General features: G+C 46.1%; 24 protein-coding genes. 9 read left to right on the top strand and 15 right to left on the bottom strand.

Annotated elements, in window-relative coordinates:
• Window positions 1–37: 37 nt before the first annotated feature.
• Entirely contained in the window at window positions 38–628 is a 591-nt protein-coding gene (locus BEL05_RS13655; protein WP_069671475.1) for an esterase/lipase family protein, read from the top strand.
• Here the strand turns inward: BEL05_RS13655 and rarD are convergent.
• Window positions 593–1,507 carry an EamA family transporter RarD gene (gene rarD / locus BEL05_RS13650; protein ID WP_069671474.1) on the bottom strand — a complete coding sequence of 305 codons (915 nt, stop codon included), beginning with the start codon at window positions 1,505–1,507 and terminating at the stop codon, window positions 593–595. The genes BEL05_RS13655 and rarD overlap by 36 nt on opposite strands.
• 301 nt (window positions 1,508–1,808) lie before the next feature.
• Between rarD and BEL05_RS13645 the strand changes: the two genes are divergently transcribed.
• Both BEL05_RS13645 and BEL05_RS13640 read left to right on the top strand, forming a co-directional pair.
• Window positions 1,809–3,350 (top strand): FG-GAP repeat domain-containing protein, encoded by a 1,542-nt coding sequence (locus tag BEL05_RS13645; RefSeq protein ID WP_028762607.1) that lies wholly within the window; start codon window positions 1,809–1,811, stop codon window positions 3,348–3,350.
• A gap of 222 nt (window positions 3,351–3,572) precedes the next feature.
• On the top strand, window positions 3,573–3,785 hold the full coding sequence (locus BEL05_RS13640; RefSeq protein WP_069671473.1) for a hypothetical protein: 213 nt from the start codon (window positions 3,573–3,575) through the stop codon (window positions 3,783–3,785).
• A gap of 11 nt (window positions 3,786–3,796) precedes the next feature.
• Here the strand turns inward: BEL05_RS13640 and BEL05_RS13635 are convergent, their stop codons facing one another.
• From BEL05_RS13635 to BEL05_RS13570, 14 genes are all read right to left on the bottom strand, one after another.
• Window positions 3,797–5,077 (bottom strand): sensor histidine kinase, encoded by a 1,281-nt coding sequence (locus BEL05_RS13635; protein WP_245686995.1) that lies wholly within the window; start codon window positions 5,075–5,077, stop codon window positions 3,797–3,799.
• Window positions 5,052–5,744 (bottom strand): response regulator transcription factor, encoded by a 693-nt coding sequence (locus tag BEL05_RS13630; RefSeq protein ID WP_069671471.1) that lies wholly within the window; start codon window positions 5,742–5,744, stop codon window positions 5,052–5,054. The genes BEL05_RS13635 and BEL05_RS13630 overlap by 26 nt, the downstream gene beginning before the upstream one ends.
• A gap of 141 nt (window positions 5,745–5,885) precedes the next feature.
• Window positions 5,886–7,253, bottom strand: coding sequence for a magnesium transporter (mgtE, locus tag BEL05_RS13625; RefSeq protein ID WP_028762611.1), 1,368 nt, complete (start codon window positions 7,251–7,253; stop codon window positions 5,886–5,888).
• Between the two features lie 75 nt (window positions 7,254–7,328).
• The gene (locus BEL05_RS13620; protein WP_028762612.1) at window positions 7,329–7,604 is read right to left on the bottom strand and encodes an HPr family phosphocarrier protein; all 276 of its coding nucleotides are present in this window, start codon (window positions 7,602–7,604) and stop codon (window positions 7,329–7,331) included.
• Window positions 7,597–8,445: an RNase adapter RapZ gene (rapZ, locus tag BEL05_RS13615; protein WP_069671470.1), complete on the bottom strand. Its 849-nt coding sequence runs from the start codon at window positions 8,443–8,445 to the stop codon at window positions 7,597–7,599. Before rapZ ends, BEL05_RS13620 begins: the two co-directional genes overlap by 8 nt.
• Window positions 8,442–8,885, bottom strand: coding sequence for a PTS IIA-like nitrogen regulatory protein PtsN (ptsN, locus tag BEL05_RS13610; protein WP_028762614.1), 444 nt, complete (start codon window positions 8,883–8,885; stop codon window positions 8,442–8,444). Before ptsN ends, rapZ begins: the two co-directional genes overlap by 4 nt.
• Before the next feature lie 2 nt (window positions 8,886–8,887).
• The gene (hpf, locus tag BEL05_RS13605; RefSeq protein ID WP_028762615.1) at window positions 8,888–9,175 is read right to left on the bottom strand and encodes a ribosome hibernation promoting factor; all 288 of its coding nucleotides are present in this window, start codon (window positions 9,173–9,175) and stop codon (window positions 8,888–8,890) included.
• 30 nt (window positions 9,176–9,205) lie between these two features.
• Window positions 9,206–10,690 carry an RNA polymerase factor sigma-54 gene (locus tag BEL05_RS13600; protein ID WP_028762616.1) on the bottom strand — a complete coding sequence of 495 codons (1,485 nt, stop codon included), beginning with the start codon at window positions 10,688–10,690 and terminating at the stop codon, window positions 9,206–9,208.
• Between the two features lie 126 nt (window positions 10,691–10,816).
• Window positions 10,817–11,548: an LPS export ABC transporter ATP-binding protein gene (lptB, locus tag BEL05_RS13595; protein WP_028762617.1), complete on the bottom strand. Its 732-nt coding sequence runs from the start codon at window positions 11,546–11,548 to the stop codon at window positions 10,817–10,819.
• Window positions 11,545–12,087, bottom strand: coding sequence for a lipopolysaccharide transport periplasmic protein LptA (gene lptA / locus BEL05_RS13590; protein ID WP_028762618.1), 543 nt, complete (start codon window positions 12,085–12,087; stop codon window positions 11,545–11,547). The genes lptB and lptA overlap by 4 nt, the downstream gene beginning before the upstream one ends.
• The gene (gene lptC, locus BEL05_RS13585) at window positions 12,074–12,631 is read right to left on the bottom strand and encodes an LPS export ABC transporter periplasmic protein LptC (protein WP_028762619.1); all 558 of its coding nucleotides are present in this window, start codon (window positions 12,629–12,631) and stop codon (window positions 12,074–12,076) included. The genes lptA and lptC overlap by 14 nt, the downstream gene beginning before the upstream one ends.
• Window positions 12,628–13,179 carry a 3-deoxy-manno-octulosonate-8-phosphatase KdsC gene (gene kdsC, locus BEL05_RS13580; protein ID WP_069671469.1) on the bottom strand — a complete coding sequence of 184 codons (552 nt, stop codon included), beginning with the start codon at window positions 13,177–13,179 and terminating at the stop codon, window positions 12,628–12,630. The genes lptC and kdsC overlap by 4 nt, the downstream gene beginning before the upstream one ends.
• A 1-nt stretch (window position 13,180) precedes the next feature.
• Window positions 13,181–14,158, bottom strand: coding sequence for a KpsF/GutQ family sugar-phosphate isomerase (locus tag BEL05_RS13575; RefSeq protein ID WP_028762621.1), 978 nt, complete (start codon window positions 14,156–14,158; stop codon window positions 13,181–13,183).
• 39 nt (window positions 14,159–14,197) lie between these two features.
• Complete coding sequence (locus BEL05_RS13570; protein ID WP_028762622.1) at window positions 14,198–15,157, bottom strand: calcium/sodium antiporter; 960 nt, start codon at window positions 15,155–15,157, stop codon at window positions 14,198–14,200.
• 166 nt (window positions 15,158–15,323) lie between these two features.
• Between BEL05_RS13570 and BEL05_RS13565 the strand changes: the two genes are divergently transcribed.
• The 6 genes from BEL05_RS13565 (at window position 15,324) to BEL05_RS13540 (ending at window position 18,702) form a co-directional block, all read left to right on the top strand.
• On the top strand, window positions 15,324–16,151 hold the full coding sequence (locus BEL05_RS13565; protein ID WP_175427345.1) for an ATP-binding cassette domain-containing protein: 828 nt from the start codon (window positions 15,324–15,326) through the stop codon (window positions 16,149–16,151).
• Window positions 16,138–16,923: a lipid asymmetry maintenance ABC transporter permease subunit MlaE gene (mlaE, locus tag BEL05_RS13560; RefSeq protein WP_028762624.1), complete on the top strand. Its 786-nt coding sequence runs from the start codon at window positions 16,138–16,140 to the stop codon at window positions 16,921–16,923. The genes BEL05_RS13565 and mlaE overlap by 14 nt, the downstream gene beginning before the upstream one ends.
• Before the next feature lie 73 nt (window positions 16,924–16,996).
• On the top strand, window positions 16,997–17,470 hold the full coding sequence (mlaD, locus tag BEL05_RS13555; protein ID WP_028762625.1) for an outer membrane lipid asymmetry maintenance protein MlaD: 474 nt from the start codon (window positions 16,997–16,999) through the stop codon (window positions 17,468–17,470).
• 11 nt (window positions 17,471–17,481) lie between these two features.
• Entirely contained in the window at window positions 17,482–18,138 is a 657-nt protein-coding gene (locus tag BEL05_RS13550; protein WP_028762626.1) for an MlaC/ttg2D family ABC transporter substrate-binding protein, read from the top strand.
• Window positions 18,138–18,431 carry an STAS domain-containing protein gene (locus BEL05_RS13545; RefSeq protein ID WP_028762627.1) on the top strand — a complete coding sequence of 98 codons (294 nt, stop codon included), beginning with the start codon at window positions 18,138–18,140 and terminating at the stop codon, window positions 18,429–18,431. The genes BEL05_RS13550 and BEL05_RS13545 overlap by 1 nt, the downstream gene beginning before the upstream one ends.
• A gap of 13 nt (window positions 18,432–18,444) precedes the next feature.
• A complete protein-coding gene (locus BEL05_RS13540) occupies window positions 18,445–18,702 on the top strand; it encodes a BolA family protein (RefSeq protein ID WP_028762628.1) in 258 nt (85 codons plus the stop codon).
• Window positions 18,703–18,708 lie beyond the last annotated feature (6 nt).

Here is an 18,708-nt window from a genome sequence, read left to right as displayed (position 1 = left end):
TTTAGATTAGCGTCAAACGCAGACCCATGAGGTGTCGATGAAGCTAGTACTGGTGCACGGTATATTTAACACAGGCCATGTGATGGCGTGGATGAAGAAACGTTTTGAACAACAAGGGCATGAATGTTTCAATCCAACCATAGCACCATTCGATGGACGTCACGGTATAGAGTATGCGGCCAGCGTATTGAAAAGCGCGATTGACCAACGTTTTGGTAATCATGCTGAGATCGTTTTGGTGGGTTTTAGCATGGGCGGTATCGTAGCGCGCTATTATCTGCAGATGCTTGGCGGCGCTGAGCGTACTCGTTCACTCTACTCAATATCTAGCCCCCACAATGGGAGTTACTTGGCGTATTTGCCCTATCCCTCAAAGGGGATTAAACAGTTGCGCCCCAATAGCGCGTTACTGCAAGTACTCGATCGCCATGTGGATGGCCTATCTAAGGTTCAGCTTTACTCATTTCGTACACCGATGGACCTCACCATAGTGCCAAGTCGTAGTTCCCATTGGCCTCTGGCTAGCAATAAAGTGTTCATGGTACCACTGCATCTTTCGATGATCTTTAGTCGCCGGGTCGTCGATGAAATATCAGTGAGCGCTATGGGTTATCCATCGCTGCCGTAGGCGAGGTAAGGCTTCCAATGAGCAAAATAGCAAGCCGGTCCAGATGAAGCCGAAGCTGACGGCTTTGACTTGATCAAACTGCTCATTAAACAGTGCCACAGCCAAAATAAAGTGAATGCTTGGCTCAATATATTGCATTAATCCAACCATCGAGAGGCTGGTGGCACGGATAGCCAATGCAAAAAAGATCAGTGGCAGTAGCGTCACAGGCGCAGACCCCATATAGAGCAGGATCTGTGTGTTTGAACCTGACAGGGCGACACTTTGGTCGGTAAGAGCAAGCCAAAGCAGGTAACACATGGCCATGGGCGTCAACAACGCAGCTTCTATGGTGACAGAGGTGAGCGAGTCGAACTGAATATACTTTTTACACAGACCATACAGGGCAAAGAACCCGCCCATTAGTAGGGCTAACCAAGGTAAGGCTTGGTATTGATAAATCATGTAACCAATACCTATGGCACCTAAAAACACCGCTAATTTTTGCGCTAAAGTAAGTTTGTCGCCTAAGCACACAACCCCTAATGCGATGGCAAACAGTGGATTGATGAAAAAACCTAAGCTGGCGGCGAGAACCTGACCATGGGTCAGCGCCCAAGTAAAGCTATACCAAGACACGCACATGATGATTGACGCTAAGCCACATAATGCAACGGAGCGCTTATCGGCACGTAACTGTGCGATAGAGGGTAGTGGTTTGCCCATGACAAAAAACACTAACAACATAAAAGGTACCGAGCATAATAGTCGAAATGCCAACAGTTCATTGATACTGGCATTGGGTAAAAACTGGTAATACAGCGGCATGAGTCCCCAGAGTAAAAATGAGACCGCTGCAAGGGCATTACCTTGAAATGTTGAACGTGCTGAGCTTGGCATAAGGATCCGAAAAAGAAAACTGACGTTGGTATGCTTGATAAAAAGGAGCGCAATTCTCTCACCGAATAAGTGGTGTGACTGTGAGGTTAATCACCGAATGATGAAGTTAACCGCTTCTCTGAATGGGGAAAAGTAAGCTGCATTTTGGCTCTAGTTTGCTTTAAGTCATATGAAATGATTAGTGGCATAAAGTGTAATTAGTTTGTAACAATGCATTAACCGAACTTTTCTTTTCGGCAGGAGTCGATAGATTAGACAAAGATAATTTCCCAGCGTGGGAGGTTGAAGGAGATATTTGCAGATGGAAAATGCCAAATTGGCTGTGAGTTCCTTAGTATTAGTACTGACGATGTTGCTGGGATCGGCGCACGCACTGGCTAAGCAAAGTAGTGAACAGATTGAGTTGTTGTCGCATACTGTTGAAACAGAGTTTCGTCTTACGCACCCAATTTTATCTGTTGATCTCACTGCCAGTCCAGGTAAAGAGCTCGTCGCCATTGGTGTTGATGACAATCAGTCTCGTTGGCTGTCGCTGTATGAGTTCAATCAAACCAGTGGTCAATATGGGCAGAAGTTTAAACAGCGCCTCCCCAATGCTTTCTTCTCATTTGATTTAACCAAGCCAAGTGAGCGATTTCCTCAGCAAGCTGCTGCGCTGTACTTTCAATCAAGCGAGCAGCTTTTTCAGTTAGTGGTTAGCGATGAGGGGCTTGAGTTTGAGCCTAAGCAGAGCATTGCACCGCTCATATTAAAATCAAGAGTCGACTTTATTTCTCGCGGTGACTTTGTCCACGATCTTAATCAAGATGGTCTAGATGACTTTGTTATTAATAGTTTTTCTCAGACGGAATTGTTGCTCGCCCAAGCTGAGGGGGACGTTATCCGACAAATATTGCCGATTAAGCCTCAAGTATTGTTGTACCGTGATGGCGCTCGATATACCCAAGCCATTCTCTATTTTGCCGATATGGATCTCGATGGGCGCAACGATATTGTTAAAATCGCCGAAGGGGAGTTTGAGGTGTATGCACAGCAGGAAAACGGCCAGTTTGATACTGTGGCGCGCTTTGTCCCTGTGAGTCTGGCTATCAGTGGTGTCAATTGGTGGAATAAACGAGATGCCTACGGTGAAGAACTTGATCAAAGCGATCTTATCTATCGCAAAGTCGAACAGCTTAAAGACATTAACAATGATGGTTTAGTCGACATGATAGTGCGTTATACCAAAAGCTCAGGTGTACTGGATAGAGTCAATGACTATGAGATCTACTTGGGTCAGAACACCTTAGCCAAGTTACAGTTCCCCAAAAAACCTGACAGTGTTATTCGAGCCGATGGCACATTAACTGGCTTTGAGTTAGTGGATATAGATGGTGATAAGCGCGATGAAGTGATGGTGTCAGGGTTTGATATTGGCTTATCACAAATTATCGGTGCATTAGTCTCTGGTGGCATAGATCAGGATGTTCACCTGTTTAAGATGAACGCCGAAAGTGGCTATGCTAACAAAGCCAATGTCAGCAAAGAGGTGGAGTTGAGCTTTAGTTTAACCTCAGGCCAGAGTGGTAGCCCAGTGGTTAAGTTAGCCGACTTAAATGGTGATGGTTTACAAGATCTGATGCTCTCTGACGGTGAACAGGCGTTGCGTCTTTATTTAGGTGATGGTAGCAAAGGGTTATTTGATGATGACAGTGATGGCTTTAAGCTACAACTCCCTCAAGAGGGCAGCGCGTTGGTGAGCGATGATCTGAACGCAGACGGAAAAGACGATCTGATTATTAAATATGGCCGACAAGACAGTAAAGCGCTGCAATATAAATTCGTGGTGATCATGGCGCAGTAATGCGTGTTAGTTATGCCTGATACATAGTGTTTCAATAAAGTTTGCCACTAGCCGCCTTAAAAAATATCTATTTTTCAGGCGGCTACAAAAGAATCAGCAAGATTGTCGTTTTGTATCATTGTTCATCACCCTAGCTTAAGATTCAGTTCATCTTCTGTGGATATATTTTGCGCATTGACGGCGGTTTTGCCATCAGGCAATAAAAGGTATTCAGGGGGATTTATGATTGGTATGGGCAGTGCGTCGGCCATGGGGAGTGCGCAAACTGCGATAAATATCGTGACCTATCTTGGCGCGACTTGCTTGACCATAGTGGCTATCGGTTTTGCCATTGCTCTGTATCAAGAGTGGAAATTAGTTCGTGAATACAAGCGACGTAAACAAGATTGCAAATTCTTCGAAAGTCTCGCCGATATATCGCACAAATATCGCTAGTTTGCTTAGCGCTATGCGTGTGGAAAGTGAAGCATGGCAATACAGCCGGGTTCAGTGTCTTGCAGGCTAAACTTCCACTGATAGCGTTGGCATAGCGCGTCCACAATGAGCAGCCCTAATCCATGACCTTGCTGGTCGCGTTCATTGCGAGTTAAACCTCGGCCATGATCAACAACCCAAATAGCTTCTTGATTGACCTTCAATTCAATCTCTCCCCTTTCGCTAGCGTTAATTGCATTACTCAGCAGATTAATCAGTAGCATGCGTAGTACGGCTTCTGATGGGGCAATTAATGGTTCGGCTTGAATGTCTACGTCGATAACAACCGCTTTACTGTCCGCGAGTGGCTGCACGTAACGAATCACCTTGGAGAGTTCGGCCTGGGTCAAGACACGTTGCTGCTCACTGTAGTGTTCATCTTCATGGCGTACTAGGCTGAGCAAGGCATCGATTGTATGCTGCATATCGTTGGCAGCATTGACTATTCTATCTCTTTGACGGATTTTAAACGCTTCATTACCTTGTTGTTGCAGCAGCCGGCCTGCGCCTTGAATGACGGTCAAAGGGGTTCTGAGTTCATGGCTGGCGTAGCGCGAGAACGCTTGTTCCTGTTTGATCAACTTATCTATTTGCCGTTGGTATTGATTTAAACTGGCTGCGAGCTCACTAAACTCCAGTGCGGCGCCGCTGGAAACCTTAAATGCACTCGGGGCTTGGACTAATTTCAATTGATCACTGAGTTGACGGACTGGTGACACCAATCGCCGGATTAGTTTTGAGATGGCAAAACCAAACAGAATGAATAGTAGAAAAGTCACCGCCAAGATAGTGATATTGATATTGCGCCATTCTTGGTTACTCAGCTCCACCTGAGCGGCGTTCATGATGATGATAAGCGGTTTAGTCTCGCCCTCTTGCTGATATTCACTGCGCAGAACAAATAGGTCATCCGTAAAAGTGTCATGCAGTTCATCAATAAAGCCCAAGGGGAGCTGCTTGATGAACGGATATTGCTGCGGGATAGCATTGAGATCGTTATAGGCCTTGATGTTGGTGTTGAGCTGCAAAGGTGATTCGGCCCCAGCGCGAAAGGCATTGATAGCCATGGGCGATGTTTGCACTAAGGTGCGCCGATTTAATTCATCCTCTAACCAATAGAGTGTCGTTAGGCTTAAGCCATATAAAATAGCGCCGACCAAGACTGCAATGGCACTAAAATAGAGGCTCATTTTCCGGGTTAAACTCTTCGCGCTGTGTTGCACCTTGTCACTCACTCTGGATTGGTGATTCAAGCTTAAACCCTATTTTGGGGACGGTAACGATTAATGGGTAATCAAAAGGCTTATCAATCTGGTTGCGCAATTGGTACATGTGGCTACGCAGAATATCGGCACTGGGGGCTTCTTCCCCCCAAAGTTGCTGAATGATCTCTTCGCGCTTTACCACATTAGGCGCGCGAGTCATTAGTAGTTGGATTATTCGATAGCAGGTTGGCGTCACAAACAACTTGATTCCATTGCGATAGACACTATGTTCGGCGCTATTGAGTGTGAGAGGGCCATAGCTAAGACAGGCTTTTGCAACCTTGCCTTGATGACGTTTAATTAGCGCGGCTAGGCGTGCTTGCAGTTCATCGAGATCGAAAGGCTTAGCCAAATAATCATCAGCCCCAGAGTTGAAACCTGCGAGCAGATCTTTTTTTTCGTCCAGCGCGGTTAGCATCAGAATCGGTGTGCTACAGCCATATTCTCGTAGTTGTTTGGCGACAGAGAGTCCATCCAATTTAGGCAGCATGATATCGAGAATGATTGCATCGAAGTCACCGGCCTTGGCGAGGTTATACCCATGTTCGCCATTGGTGGCAAAATCAACGCTAGCCCCTTCTGACTCAAGAAAGTCAGCCAATATCCCAGCAACATCGGGGTTATCTTCGACGATTAATATTTGGGTATTGTGCATAGCCACTCTCTTTATGTAATCGTTGGTATTATGCCTATTTCACGTGAAAAATTTGTCGATGATGCGTTGCGTTAGTCATTCCAAGTTTTGCACTGTGAGCGCTTGCTACCAGTATCGAAAATCATGAACTATTGGCTGTTCTTATTGCAATAAGAACAGGGTCGCTAACCCGAGAAAAGCAAATAAACCTATCACATCTGTGACGGTCGTTAGCACCATACCACCTGCCAGTGCTGGGTCAATATTGAGTTTTTTTAGTAGCAGCGGAATACTGGCGCCTGCGAAGCCTGCAACAGTCATATTGATCAACATGGCACCGCCAATGAGTGCCCCTAATGCAATATCTCCTTTCCACAACCATACCGCAAGGAAGACGAGTATCGACCAGAGTACGCCATTGAGAAAGCCGATCGCCAGCTCCTTACCAATAAGCCAGCGCGAGTTACTTTGACCTATTTGCCCTAAGGCAATACCACGAATAACCAAGGCTAAGGTTTGGTTGCCAGCGACGCCTCCCATGCTGGGGACTATGGTCATTAAAATGGCAATGGTGGCAAATTGCTCCAAAGTGCCTTCGAACATATTACTGACTGAGGCGGCAAGCAGTGCAGCAAAGAGGTTGATGGTTAACCACAGAGAACGCCTAAAGGTACTTTTAAGTACTGGTCCAAAGGTATCGGTATCGTCGTCCATCCCCGCCATACCCATCATAGAGTGCTCAGCGTCTTCACGAATTATATCGACCACATCATCGATGGTGATACGGCCCAGAAGTCTGTTGGTGTCATCATCTACAACAGGGGCTGACAACCAGTCATGGCGCTCGAATAGCTGCGCCACTTCGCCGTCATCCATGCCGACTGGGATCCCCTCTAAGTCGTCATTCATGATCTCACGAATCGAGGCATTTGGGTCGCAGGTCAGCAGATCGGCAATACGCACACCACCGAGTAAACAGTCACTTTTATCGACGACATAGAGCATATCTGTTGCTTGTGGTAGCTCGCCACGAATACGCAGGTAGCGCAGAATTACATCTATGTTGACATCCGGGCGTAGTGTCACCGTATCAGTGTTCATGATACTGCCTGCGGTGTCGTCGGGATAGGAGAGGGCTTGTTCTACTCTGGCTCTATCTTGGGACCTCATTGACTGCAATACTTGGTTAAATACACTGTCTGGCAGGCTACGCAGAATATACGCTAGATCATCGGTATCCATCCCTTCGGCGGCTTTAGCTACGCGCTCGGGACTCATCTGCCTAATCAGATTATCTTTGAGCTCTTCGCCTAATTCGTCAAGGATCTCACCAGTATGCTCTTGGTCAATCAGCTGCCATAACACTTGTCGTGTTCTCGGTGGTGATGACTCTAAGATGAAAGCAATATCTGAGGCTGCCATGTCGTGCAACATACTGCGCACATGGACAAACATCCCACTGCTTAGGGCTTGAGTAAGCTGATTTAGACGTTGATCACTTGTATCACTGTCTAACACTTCGATCGGCATAGCTCCTCCCTAGATGAACGGGGTATTTGATTCTAGCTAATGGTAATGGCTACTGTGGGTTTTATTGGGTGATGATTATACAGCTTCATCAAATTTGGCATCGATAAGCGAGCTGATGGCATCCAATGCCGCTTGGGCATCTTTGCCTTCGCTAATCAGGGTGATGGTTTTACCCATGCCGGTTTCAAGCATCAGCAAGCCTAAAACACTCGCCGCTGACGCTGTTTTATCGCCCTGAATCAGAGTCACTTGCGCATCAAATTTTGCGGCAAGTACCGCCAGTTTCGTGGCGGCACGGGCATGAAGCCCCAACTTATTACAGATTGTCAGCTGACGCTCAAGTTTAGCCATTTTTTAATTCTCGATGGCGCGCCTGAACCTTGTGTTTACTCTTGCTGAAAAGTTTCGCTAATTGATCGGTGACATAGACCGAGCGATGTTGACCGCCAGTACAACCAATGGCAATTGTGAGGTAACTGCGATTGTTGCGTTCAAGATGAGGCAACCAAGTTTCTAACAGATTTTCTATCTGCCAAATAAACTTACTCACTAAGGGTTGTTGGCTTAAAAACAGTTGCACGGGTTCGTCTAGACCTGTGAGTGGTCTTAACTCTGCTTCCCAATGTGGATTAGGTAAGAAGCGCGCATCAAACATGAAGTCAGCTTCACTGGGCATTCCGTATTTGAAGCCGAACGACTCAAAATTGATCACTAACTCTTTATCTACGGTGCCAAGTAAGATCTCGCGTACTTTGTCGCTGAGATCATAAATATTGAGCGTAGAGGTATCAATGTAATGGTCAACGAGCTTAGCGATAGGTTCAAGCATCTTACCTTCAAGCTGAATAGCTTCTTTAAGAGAAACTTTTGAGCGAGAAAGCGGATGAAGACGCCGAGTTTCACTGTAACGCTTGAGCAACACATCGTCAGATGAGTTGAGAAAAAAGCTCAGTAGTTTGGTGTCTTTAGGCAAGTTAGCCAACTGCTTTTCGAGTTGAATATCACCGCTCGGCATATTACGAACATCGACGCTAATGGCGACTAACTCATTGCTGCCTTTTAGCTGGTTTAGTAATGACTCCACCATCTGCAAAGGTAAATTATCAACACAGTAATACCCAAGATCTTCAAGGACCCTTAGTGCAACTGACTTTCCCGAGCCTGATCGGCCGGACACCATAACCAACTTCATTGAGTGATCACCTGATAGAGTTCTGCCTCATCCTGGGTTTTTCTTAGCTGCTTCATGATGGCTTTATCATTGAGCTTTTCAGCCATGGCGGCCAAAGTACTAAGATGTTGCTCGCATTGATCTGCGGGCACCAGTAATGCAAAAAGGATATCGACTGGCTGATTATCTATTGCATCAAATGCAATAGGTTCAGCACATTTTACGAGAACAGCCACTGGTTGCTCTATACTTGAGAGTCGCCCATGGGGAATCGCGATACCATTACCTATACCTGTGCTGCCCATTTTTTCTCTCGCCAGAAGGCTTTCAAATATCTCTTGAGAGGAGAGGGTCGGGTACTGGACAGCGGCTAAGTCGCTGATAAGTTCCAGTACCTTTTTCTTACTGCCCGGGGTCGCGCAGGTAGTGCACTCCGGCTGCAGGATGGTACTAAGTTCCATCGTTAATGTTTAGTAAGCTTCTCTTTGTGTTTAATGACCTGACGATCTAACTTGTCTATCAGGGAGTCTATTGCGGCGTACATATCCGAATGTTCTGATGTTGCGAAGACTTCTCCACCACGGAGACGTAACTTAGCTTCAACTTTTTGCTGCATTTTTTCGACATTTAATACAACGTGGACATTATTGATCTGATCGAAATGTCGTTCAAGTTTTGTAAATTTTTCTTCAACATAGTTCCGTAGAGATTGGGTTATCTCGATGTGGTGCCCAGTCAGGTTTATTTGCATAAATTTACTCCTCCGGTTTCCAGTTGTTGATTATAAACTTTTGCGCTGATTCGACGGCGGGATCAACATCGCCTCTCGATACTTAGCAATGGTGCGTCGAGCGACCTTAATCCCTTGTTCAGCCAATAATTGTGCCATTTTGCTATCGCTTAATGGTTTCTTCTGGTTTTCAGCAGCAACAAGCTTCTTAATAAAGGCGCGTATCGCTGTTGATGAGCATTCTCCACCATCATCGGTACCAACGTGGCTGGAGAAGAAATATTTTAGTTCAAAAATACCGCGTGGGGTGTGCATATATTTTTGGGTGGTCACACGCGAGATAGTGGATTCATGCATTTCAACCGCTTCGGCGATATCATTGAGCACCATGGGCTTCATCGCTTCTTCACCAAATTCAAAGAAACCCTGTTGGAAATCAACGATGCAGTTGGTGACTTTAAGTAGTGTGTCGTTACGGCTTTCTAGACTCTTTAAAAACCACTTTGCTTCTTGAAGGTGACCACGGATAAATTGTCCGTCAGCTTGGCTCTTGGTACTTCGTGCCATTGCCGCATAATGCTGGTTAACATTAATTTTAGGCATACTATCTGGATTTAGCTCAACCACCCAGCGGCCTTTTTTCTTGGTCACTGTAACATCTGGGATCACGTACTCATCACGACTGGCTGTAATGGCTAATCCTGGGCGTGGATTCAGAGTCTGAATCAGCGCAATTGCATCACGCAGATCATCTTCTTTTAGCTTAGTTTTGCGCATCAATAAGCGGAAATCACGCCCTGCGATCAGGTCTAAGTGTTCGCTGATAAGCATTCTTGCATTGTCGATGTGTGGCGTGTCATTACTGTATTGTGTTAGCTGAATCGTGAGGCATTCACTTAAGTCCCTAGCGGCTACGCCTATGGGGTCGAAGTGTTGCACACGTTTTAAAACTGCTTCAACTTCATCGAGCTCTATTTCAGGGTCGCCCATAGCTTCAAGAATATCATCACAGTTTTGGGTGAGATATCCACGCTCATCAATAGCGTCAATAATTGCGGTGGCGATGGCCAAGTCATTGTCTGAAAAAGGGGTGAGATTTTTTTGCCACTCTAAGTGTTCGTAGAGGCCCTCGGTAGTTTCACCTTGGAAAGGCATATCGTCATCACGCATTGCGCCAGAACTTGAGTTGGGGGAAGCGGTATACATCTCATCCCAAGTGGTATCTACGGGCAACTCATCGGGCATGGAATCTTGAGTCAGGGCGTCAGACGTCTCTAAACTCGAATTATCTTGGCTGGAATCAACTTCAATCTTGTTATCGTAGTTAGTATCAAAGTTATCGCCGTCATCTTGCTGTGATTCGGTGTTGGCACCCTCTTGCTCTTCATCTAACTCGAGTAACGGATTAGATTCTAATGCTTGTTGGATCTCTTGTTGCAGTTCCAGTGACGACAATTGCAACAGACGAATCGCCTGCTGTAACTGTGGAGTCATGGTTAAATGCTGACCCATTTTGAGCTGAAGTGACGCTTTCATCGTACTGCTATTCCCTTGATTTTAATTTTTTAAATGAGAAAGCTTGATTATTCCTTGAGGTAAGCGGGTAACCCATACTCCGCTTTGGTCAAGGAGATACGCTTTGTTATAGCGCTTCTAAATTAACTATAGCTTGAATTGTTCGCCTAAGTACACCGCTCGCACTTGTTGGTTATCCAAGATCTCTGCAGGTGTGCCTTCAGCGATTAAGTTGCCATGGCTAACGATATAGGCCTTTTCACACACGTCTAATGTTTCTCGTACATTATGGTCGGTGATTAACACACCCAGTCCACGGTTTTTGAGCTGTTCAATGATTTTTTTGATGTCGATAACCGAGATTGGGTCAACCCCCGCAAACGGCTCATCTAGCAAAATAAATTTAGGGTTAGCGGCCAGAGCGCGTGCAATTTCAACTCGGCGACGTTCGCCTCCAGAAAGGGCCATGCCTAAGCTGTCTCTGATATGGGTAATATGAAACTCTTCAAGCAGGTGCTCTAGTTGCTCTTCGCGCTCATCATTATTGAGCTCGCTGCGCGTTTGCAGCACCGCCATGATGTTGTCACGCACGGTAAGCTTACGGAAAATACTGGCTTCCTGTGGTAGGTAACCAATGCCTTTGCGCGCACGTAGGTGCATAGGGTCAAGAGTGAGGTCATCCTCATCAATAAAAATCCGCCCTTTATCACTTTGGACTAAACCAACCACCATATAAAATGTGGTGGTTTTGCCTGCACCATTAGGTCCGAGTAGGCCGACAATTTGGCCGGTTTTAACGGTTAAACTGACATCTTGAACCACGGCACGGCTTTTATAACTCTTGGCTAAGTTAACCGCTTTTAAGGTTTTTTCGCTCATTGCTTTTCCTGCTTTTCAGGCTGCTGTTCATTGCCTGAATCTATCTCTTCTTGGTAATTTTCCGGTTGAATGATGGTGATCACTCGGTCATTGCCAGTACTTTCTGCGATAAGTTGCTGTTGTTCAATGTTGTAACGAATTTGATTGCCTGTGACCTGGCTACCTTCCTGCTCTAGTGTTGCATCGCCTACCAACGTCAAGGTGCGAGTCGATAGCTCATAGCGGATCTCTTTGGCGCTAGCTGAAGCTGGGCGGCCATCTTCCATCACTTGAGAGTAGGTGGCAGGATTACCTGTGGCGACTAAGATTCGGCCAGTGCTATTTTCTTTGCTAAAGGCGCGCAGTTCATCGGCTTTGATCTTGATTGAACCTTGGGTGACTTCAACTGGACCATTAAAAATAATCTGATTGTTTTTGATGTCAGCTTCTTGGCTAGCGGCAGAGATCTTAACTTCTTGCATGAGGTCGTTGACCTTGGCGGCACTGCTGAAGCTAATGAGTGTCAGCATGCTGGCAAGAATAAGGTTATTTAGTTTCATATGTTCCTTCTACCTGACTCGTCAGTCTTACATTTTGTGCATTAAGGTCGGCATATAAGCCTTTGCCCGTAATGAGAAAGTCATTACCAGTGATCCGAATGGTGCGATCAGAGGTCATTATCATGGTGTTGAGATCTAACTCTAGATAGGTTGTTTCTATCGTTTGGATAGGCTCTTCAGGGCTAATGGCATCAATGATAACATTATTTTCTAATTTCACTCGTCCACTGGCTTTATCTAAGGTGCCTTTTGTCGAACGTAGACGCCACTGTGCATTGCCTTCGTCAGGATAGACCAAGTATACCGGTTGGGTAAAATAGGTCATATTCTTATCAGAATAGTGTTCCATGTGGCTGGCTGATACGCGGCTGTTGAGCTGGCCCAGTTCATTGTACTGCACACTTTTTAGATCATTGATGACATAATCTGGGCGATCCGTGACATCTATGTTCAGCGCTTCATTGCCACGCTTGGTTTGCACCTGCCAATAGAGAATTAAGGCCGTACCAAAAAACGCTATAATTGCCAGCGTGACTCTGTTCATATACTCATACCGTGAGCCGATTCAAATTTGCCCTGGCTGACTAAGATGAGGTCGGTCAGTTCTCTGAGGGCACCGTGACCGCCATTGATATGAGTCACCATGTCTGCATGCTGTTTGACATAGGGATGGCCATCGGCCACACACACGGATAAGCCAACTTGCTGCATAACAGGAAGATCGACCATATCATCACCAATATAAGCTACCTGCTCAGGGTTGACTTGATAAAGCTCTAATAGCGCTTCATAAGGCACCATCTTATTATCAACGCCTTGGTAGATATGAGTGATGCCGAGTGCGGTCATGCGATCTTCGACAATTTGTGATTTACGCCCTGTGATGATAGCTACGGGAATACCACTGGTGAGCAGAGACCTCACACCATAGCCATCGCGGGTATGGAAAGTTTTGAGCTCATCACCACTGTTACTCATGTAAACCAAACCATCGGAAAACACACCGTCTACATCGCAAATAAGCAGTTTTATCTGTTTGGCTTTTTGCCATACGGTATCACTAACAGGACCATATAAACCTTGATGCGACATATTAAATCACTCCTGCTTTAACCATATCGAGCATATTTAATGCACCGATGGGCTGTTGTTGCTTGTTAGTCACAATTAGGCCGTTAATCTCTTTCTCATCCATCACTTTCAGTGCTTCGGCGGCCAAGATGCCATCGCTGACAGTAACACAGCCATGGGTCATGACTTCACTGATAGAGGTGGTTCTAAGATTAACTTCGGCATCGATAACGCGGCGTAGATCGCCATCGGTAAAGATACCCGCCAATTGGCCATCATCATTAACGACAGCCGTCATGCCTAAGCCTTTTTTGGATATTTCATAAAGTGCATCGGTGATGCAGATATTTTGCGATACCTGCGGTAGTTCATCACCTTTATGCATCACATCACTAACCTTTAATAATAACTTGCGTCCTAAACTACCGCCTGGATGTGAAAGGGCAAAGTCATCTTTAGTAAAACCTCGAGCCTGCAACAAAGCAACAGCTAGGGCATCACCCATCACTAATGTTGCGGTGGTGCTAGAGGTGGGGGCTAACCCAAGTGGACAGGCTTCTTCAGGCACTTCGATACATAGATGCACCACAGCGTGGTTAGCCATGCTTGATTCGGGTTTGCCTGTGACGGCAATGACGGGTAATCCCATGCGCTTTATTACTGGCATCAAGGTGAGAATTTCACTGGCTTCACCAGAGTTAGAGATTGCCAGGACAATATCATTTTCACTGAGCACGCCGAGATCGCCATGACTGGCTTCACCTGGATGAACAAAGAAGGCTGGCGTACCTGTACTCGCAAGCGTTGCTGATATTTTGTTGCCAATGTGGCCAGATTTCCCCATGCCCATCACAATCACTTTACCTGTGCACGAGAGGATAAGTTGGCAGGCTTTGACAAATTCTAGCGAATCGACATATTGATACAGGTTATCAAGGGCATTACGCTCAATGTCGATAACATTGCGTCCCCATTGGCGTAATTGATTTGCATCTACCATAGTGTTCTCTCTGTTTAGTCAGTTCGCGTAGTCGAAAAATTAAGATTGAAAAAGTACCACTTGATACGCGATAAATGTCACTAATAACAAGCCACCATGCCAAGGTTTAAGTTGGCGAGCTTTGCCTGTTAGTAAAATGAGTATGGCTAAGGCACTACTTGTTGCCATTACCATATAGAAATCTCTGCTGCTAGCGGCGGCATCGACAGCGCCGGGCGCAATTAACGCGGGCAGCGCGAGCACAGCAAGAATGTTAAATAAGTTTGAGCCAACAATATTACCTATGGCCAGGTCATCCTCTTTTTTGAGAACGCCAGCGACGCAGGCGGCCAGTTCAGGCAAGCTAGTCCCCACAGCAATAATGGTTAATCCAATCACAAGGTCCGACAGATGGTAAGCTTTGGCGATGCCAACTGCACCCTGTACCATCCAGTCTGCTGACATGGGTAACAGAATGATACCAACTACTAACCACAGCATAGCCTTTAACGTTGGCACATCTTTAGGAATTTCACTGTCAGCATCATCGGCAAGCTTATCGACCTCTTTATTGGTCACGGCATGCCAAATTAGGTAGCCCATTAAGCCAAAAAACAGCGTCATGAGCATCACACCTTCGATACGTGTGAGCTGGCCATCATGTAGGAAATAGCCTGCAATCGCGGTGGCGGCTAACATCATGGGTATTTCACGTTTGAGCGTTTGAGAGCTTACTGAAATGGCACCTAACAATGCAGTGATACCTAAAATCAGGGTGATGTTGGCAACATTTGAGCCCAATACATTACCGATAGCCGTGTCGGTCATCCCCTCCATTGATGCTGTGGCGGCAACAAACATTTCAGGTGCTGAGCTGCCCATGGCCACAATGGTTAAGCCAATGAGCATTGGAGGAAGGCCAAGGTTGCGCGCAAAAGCAGCGGCACCATAGACAAACTTGTCGGCGCTCCATACCAAAGCACCCAAACCAGCAATCAGTAGAAATATATTAAATAGCATCAAAGTTCATTTTTGTTTTAGAGTCTGCCGCGCATTTTCGCTGGATTTGAGCAAAATTGAAAGTATTGCGGCAAGATAGTGTCGATTCAGTTGTGCACAATAGGTCAATTACGTACAATTTGTCTCTTTTTCTGTCGCTTTATCATGGATCCGATGAGGTCACGCAATGAGCCACAAACCGATGAATGATGCATTTAAGCCTTTAGTCAAGGTGAATAATCTCGGGTTTAGCCGGGGTAAACATGTCATTTATGAAGATGTTAGTCTGTCTATTCCTCGCGGCAAGGTGACAGCTATCATGGGGCCTAGTGGTATTGGTAAGACAACACTGCTTAAATTAATTGGCGGTCAACTCGTGCCAGATGCGGGTTGGGTCAAGGTGGACGGCGTCAACGTGCACCAGTGTAATCGCACTGAACTATACGCGCTGCGAAAACGTATGAGTATGTTGTTTCAAAGTGGTGCACTGTTTACCGATATGAATGTCTTCGATAATGTCGCGTTTGCTTTGCGCGAACACTCCGGGCTGCCAGAGCCAATTATTAAGCGTATTGTATTGATGAAGCTTGAAGCTGTTGGATTGCGAGGAGCCGCTCAAATGATGCCCAGTGAGTTATCGGGTGGCATGCAACGCCGTGCGGCGTTGGCCAGAGCCATTGCTTTAGAGCCTGAATTGGTGCTTTATGATGAGCCGTTTGCTGGCCAGGACCCAATTTCTATGGGTGTGCTGGTTAAGCTGATTCGTGATCTCAGCGATGCGCTCAATTTAACCTCGGTTGTAGTGTCTCATGATGTACAAGAGGTATTAGGCATTGCCGATTATGTGTATGTATTAGCAGATAAGCGCGTGATCGTCCACGGCACACCAGCCGAATTAAGAATAGCCGATAACCCAAAGCTGAAACAGTTTATTGGTGGCGAGCCTGATGGCCCTGTACCGTTTCATTTTCCGGCGCAAGACTATCAAAAGGAGATGTTAGGTGAGCGTGACTGATTCTATAGCCAGCATCGGCCGCAGTGCCATTGCCACGGTGACGGGACTGGGGCGTGCGGGGCTAATGTTATGGGGCGCGATTGCAAAGGTGCCCAATGTGGCCAAAGGTACGCCGTTACTGATTAAGCAGCTCTATGTGATTGGTGTGCAGTCCATGGTGATAATCTTGGTCTCAGGTCTGTTTATTGGCATGGTGTTGGCGCTGCAGGGCTATAATATTTTGGTGGGTTTTGGCACTGAAGATAGTCTAGGTCCCATGGTGGCGCTGAGTTTACTTCGTGAACTTGGCCCCGTTGTTACGGCATTATTGTTTGCTGGACGGGCGGGATCGGCATTAACCGCTGAGATAGGTTTGATGAAAAGTACTGAGCAGTTGTCGAGTCTAGAGATGATGGCGATTGATCCACTGCGTCAGATCATTGCGCCGCGTTTTTGGGCTGGGGTGATTAGCCTGCCGCTATTGGCGTTGATGTTTACTGCGATCGGTATTTATGGCGGTCATATTGTGGGTGTCGAGTGGAAAGGGATTGATAGCGGTAGCTTTTGGTCGATTTTACAGGCATCGGTTGAGTGGCGACAAGATATCGTCAACTGCTTAATTAAGAGCGTAGTGTTTGCTATCGTGGTGACTTGGATAGCCCTCTATCGTGGCTATCATGTGATCCCGAACCCTGAGGGGATAAGCCGAGCGACGACACAGACCGTGGTGCAATCGAGCTTAGCGGTATTAGCACTAGATTTTCTGCTAACGGCGATGATGTTTGGCCGTTAATTAAATTTTGTTTATGGATGAACTGATAAATCACACTTCGTGATATGTATACAACAGAGTGGTAATAGAGCGTATGTTGACTCGAAAAATTGAACTGTTAGTGGGCGTTTTCATTCTGTCTGGATTGGCGGCGTTTCTGATTTTGGTGTTTAACGTTGCCAATGTTGATGTTAAGCCTGGCCAGAGCCATTACACTTTGTACGCCAAATTTACCAATGTCGGCGGCTTAAAAGTACGCTCACCAGTAAAGGTGGGGGGGGTTGTCGTTGGGCGTGTGACTCGCATCAGCTTGGATCCAACAGAGTTGGTGGCGGTAGTCGAGTTAGCCATGGATAAGCAATACGATCAGTTCCCTGAAACCAGTAGCCTGTCGATTTTAACATCTGGGTTGTTGGGCGAGCAGTTTCTTGGGCTTACTCCAGGGTTTGTGCTTGACGATATTGGCATGTTGGCCGATGGAGACAGAATTGATGATACGCACTCGGCACTAGTGCTGGAAGATCTTATTGGTCAGTTTTTATATAGCGTGCAGTCTAAAGACAATTAGTAGTAGGGATGATTATGAAGTATTTATGGAAAGTCTTATTGGTATCATGGGTTATGTCTATCAGTACTATGGCCAGAGCGGCAGAGTCTGATGTCAACGTTACCGATCCCTATGTGATGGTCGAAACTGTGGCCAATAATACTTTTGCCCGTTTTCATCAGGATATTGACACAATTAAGCGCGATCCCGACCATCTTAAGGTGATAGTCTCTCAAGAGTTGATGCCCTACATCGATTATAAGTACGCTTCTTATAAGGTGATGGGCACCTATTTAAGGCAAAGCACGCCAGAACAACGCGAGCGTTTTTCTGAAGCATTTAAAAATTATTTGATTGCAACGTATGCCCAAGCATTTACCGAGTATACCAATCAAGCTGTGGAATTTGCGCCAGCAAAAAGTTTTGCCCAAGAAAAGATGGTTGATGTCAACGTACAGATTATTGAGCAAGGTAGGCCACCGATCAAACTGCAGTTTCGTGTCCGCCGGCTCAAAGATGACACCTGGAAAGCGTTTGATTTAGTGGCTGAAGGCGTTAGCTTACTCTCTTCTAAGGGCGCTGAAATCTCTAACTTAATTCGCCAAAATGGCATTGATTCGGTCATTGAAGAGTTAGAGAACCATATCAGCAGCCACATTAGTTTAGAGAGCCAAGGAACTAAGCGCTAATGTTAGAATTTGTCACGCAGGGTGATAGGTGCAAATTAGTGGGCGAATTATCACAACAGGCGGTCGTACAACATTGGCCAAAGGTTGATGGGCTGATAGGCAATCAGGTTAATAACCTAGATTTATCAGGACTTATTTATAGCGATACCGCAGGGATCGCTTTATTGATACATCTGTGTGGCTTAGCCACGCAAGCTGGCCGCACATTGACACTGCACAGCGCACCAGCGCAATTACAGAAACTTATCGGTTTATATGATTTACAAGACTTCTTCGTCGAAGAAGCCCAATAAAGGTTACAGATCCATGGAATGTAATGAAATTGAACAGCTGCTTAGCGAAGCGTTGTCACTAGAAGAAGTTCATGTGAGCCAAGATGGCACGCATTATAAAATTGTTGCGGTCGGCGAGTGTTTCGATGGCGTAAGCCGTGTGAAGCAGCAACAGATGATATACGCGCCATTGATGGAGCAGGTGACCAGCGGTGCGCTGCATGCCATCACGATTAATGCATTTACTCCAACGCAATGGAAGCGTGAGAAAATTTTCAACATGCCAGGTTAGAGACTC

The sequence above is a fragment of the Shewanella colwelliana genome, assembly GCF_001735525.1.
Classification (GTDB): domain Bacteria; phylum Pseudomonadota; class Gammaproteobacteria; order Enterobacterales; family Shewanellaceae; genus Shewanella; species Shewanella colwelliana.
Note: the sequence above shows the minus strand (reverse complement) of the source record. Positions and strands in the feature narration are given on the sequence as shown.

Coding starts and splice junctions, on each gene's coding strand:
- BEL05_RS13655 (WP_069671475.1), top strand. CDS start 38: ATGAAGCTAGTACTGGTGCACGGTATATTTAACACAGGCCATGTGATG.
- rarD (WP_069671474.1), bottom strand. CDS start 1,507: ATGCCAAGCTCAGCACGTTCAACATTTCAAGGTAATGCCCTTGCAGCG.
- BEL05_RS13645 (WP_028762607.1), top strand. CDS start 1,809: ATGGAAAATGCCAAATTGGCTGTGAGTTCCTTAGTATTAGTACTGACG.
- BEL05_RS13640 (WP_069671473.1), top strand. CDS start 3,573: ATGATTGGTATGGGCAGTGCGTCGGCCATGGGGAGTGCGCAAACTGCG.
- BEL05_RS13630 (WP_069671471.1), bottom strand. CDS start 5,744: ATGCACAATACCCAAATATTAATCGTCGAAGATAACCCCGATGTTGCT.
- mgtE (WP_028762611.1), bottom strand. CDS start 7,253: ATGCCGATCGAAGTGTTAGACAGTGATACAAGTGATCAACGTCTAAAT.
- BEL05_RS13620 (WP_028762612.1), bottom strand. CDS start 7,604: ATGGCTAAACTTGAGCGTCAGCTGACAATCTGTAATAAGTTGGGGCTT.
- rapZ (WP_069671470.1), bottom strand. CDS start 8,445: ATGAAGTTGGTTATGGTGTCCGGCCGATCAGGCTCGGGAAAGTCAGTT.
- ptsN (WP_028762614.1), bottom strand. CDS start 8,885: ATGGAACTTAGTACCATCCTGCAGCCGGAGTGCACTACCTGCGCGACC.
- hpf (WP_028762615.1), bottom strand. CDS start 9,175: ATGCAAATAAACCTGACTGGGCACCACATCGAGATAACCCAATCTCTA.
- BEL05_RS13600 (WP_028762616.1), bottom strand. CDS start 10,690: ATGAAAGCGTCACTTCAGCTCAAAATGGGTCAGCATTTAACCATGACT.
- lptB (WP_028762617.1), bottom strand. CDS start 11,548: ATGAGCGAAAAAACCTTAAAAGCGGTTAACTTAGCCAAGAGTTATAAA.
- lptA (WP_028762618.1), bottom strand. CDS start 12,087: ATGAAACTAAATAACCTTATTCTTGCCAGCATGCTGACACTCATTAGC.
- lptC (WP_028762619.1), bottom strand. CDS start 12,631: ATGAACAGAGTCACGCTGGCAATTATAGCGTTTTTTGGTACGGCCTTA.
- kdsC (WP_069671469.1), bottom strand. CDS start 13,179: ATGTCGCATCAAGGTTTATATGGTCCTGTTAGTGATACCGTATGGCAA.
- BEL05_RS13575 (WP_028762621.1), bottom strand. CDS start 14,158: ATGGTAGATGCAAATCAATTACGCCAATGGGGACGCAATGTTATCGAC.
- BEL05_RS13570 (WP_028762622.1), bottom strand. CDS start 15,157: ATGCTATTTAATATATTTCTACTGATTGCTGGTTTGGGTGCTTTGGTA.
- BEL05_RS13565 (WP_175427345.1), top strand. CDS start 15,324: ATGAGCCACAAACCGATGAATGATGCATTTAAGCCTTTAGTCAAGGTG.
- mlaD (WP_028762625.1), top strand. CDS start 16,997: ATGTTGACTCGAAAAATTGAACTGTTAGTGGGCGTTTTCATTCTGTCT.
- BEL05_RS13545 (WP_028762627.1), top strand. CDS start 18,138: ATGTTAGAATTTGTCACGCAGGGTGATAGGTGCAAATTAGTGGGCGAA.
- BEL05_RS13540 (WP_028762628.1), top strand. CDS start 18,445: ATGGAATGTAATGAAATTGAACAGCTGCTTAGCGAAGCGTTGTCACTA.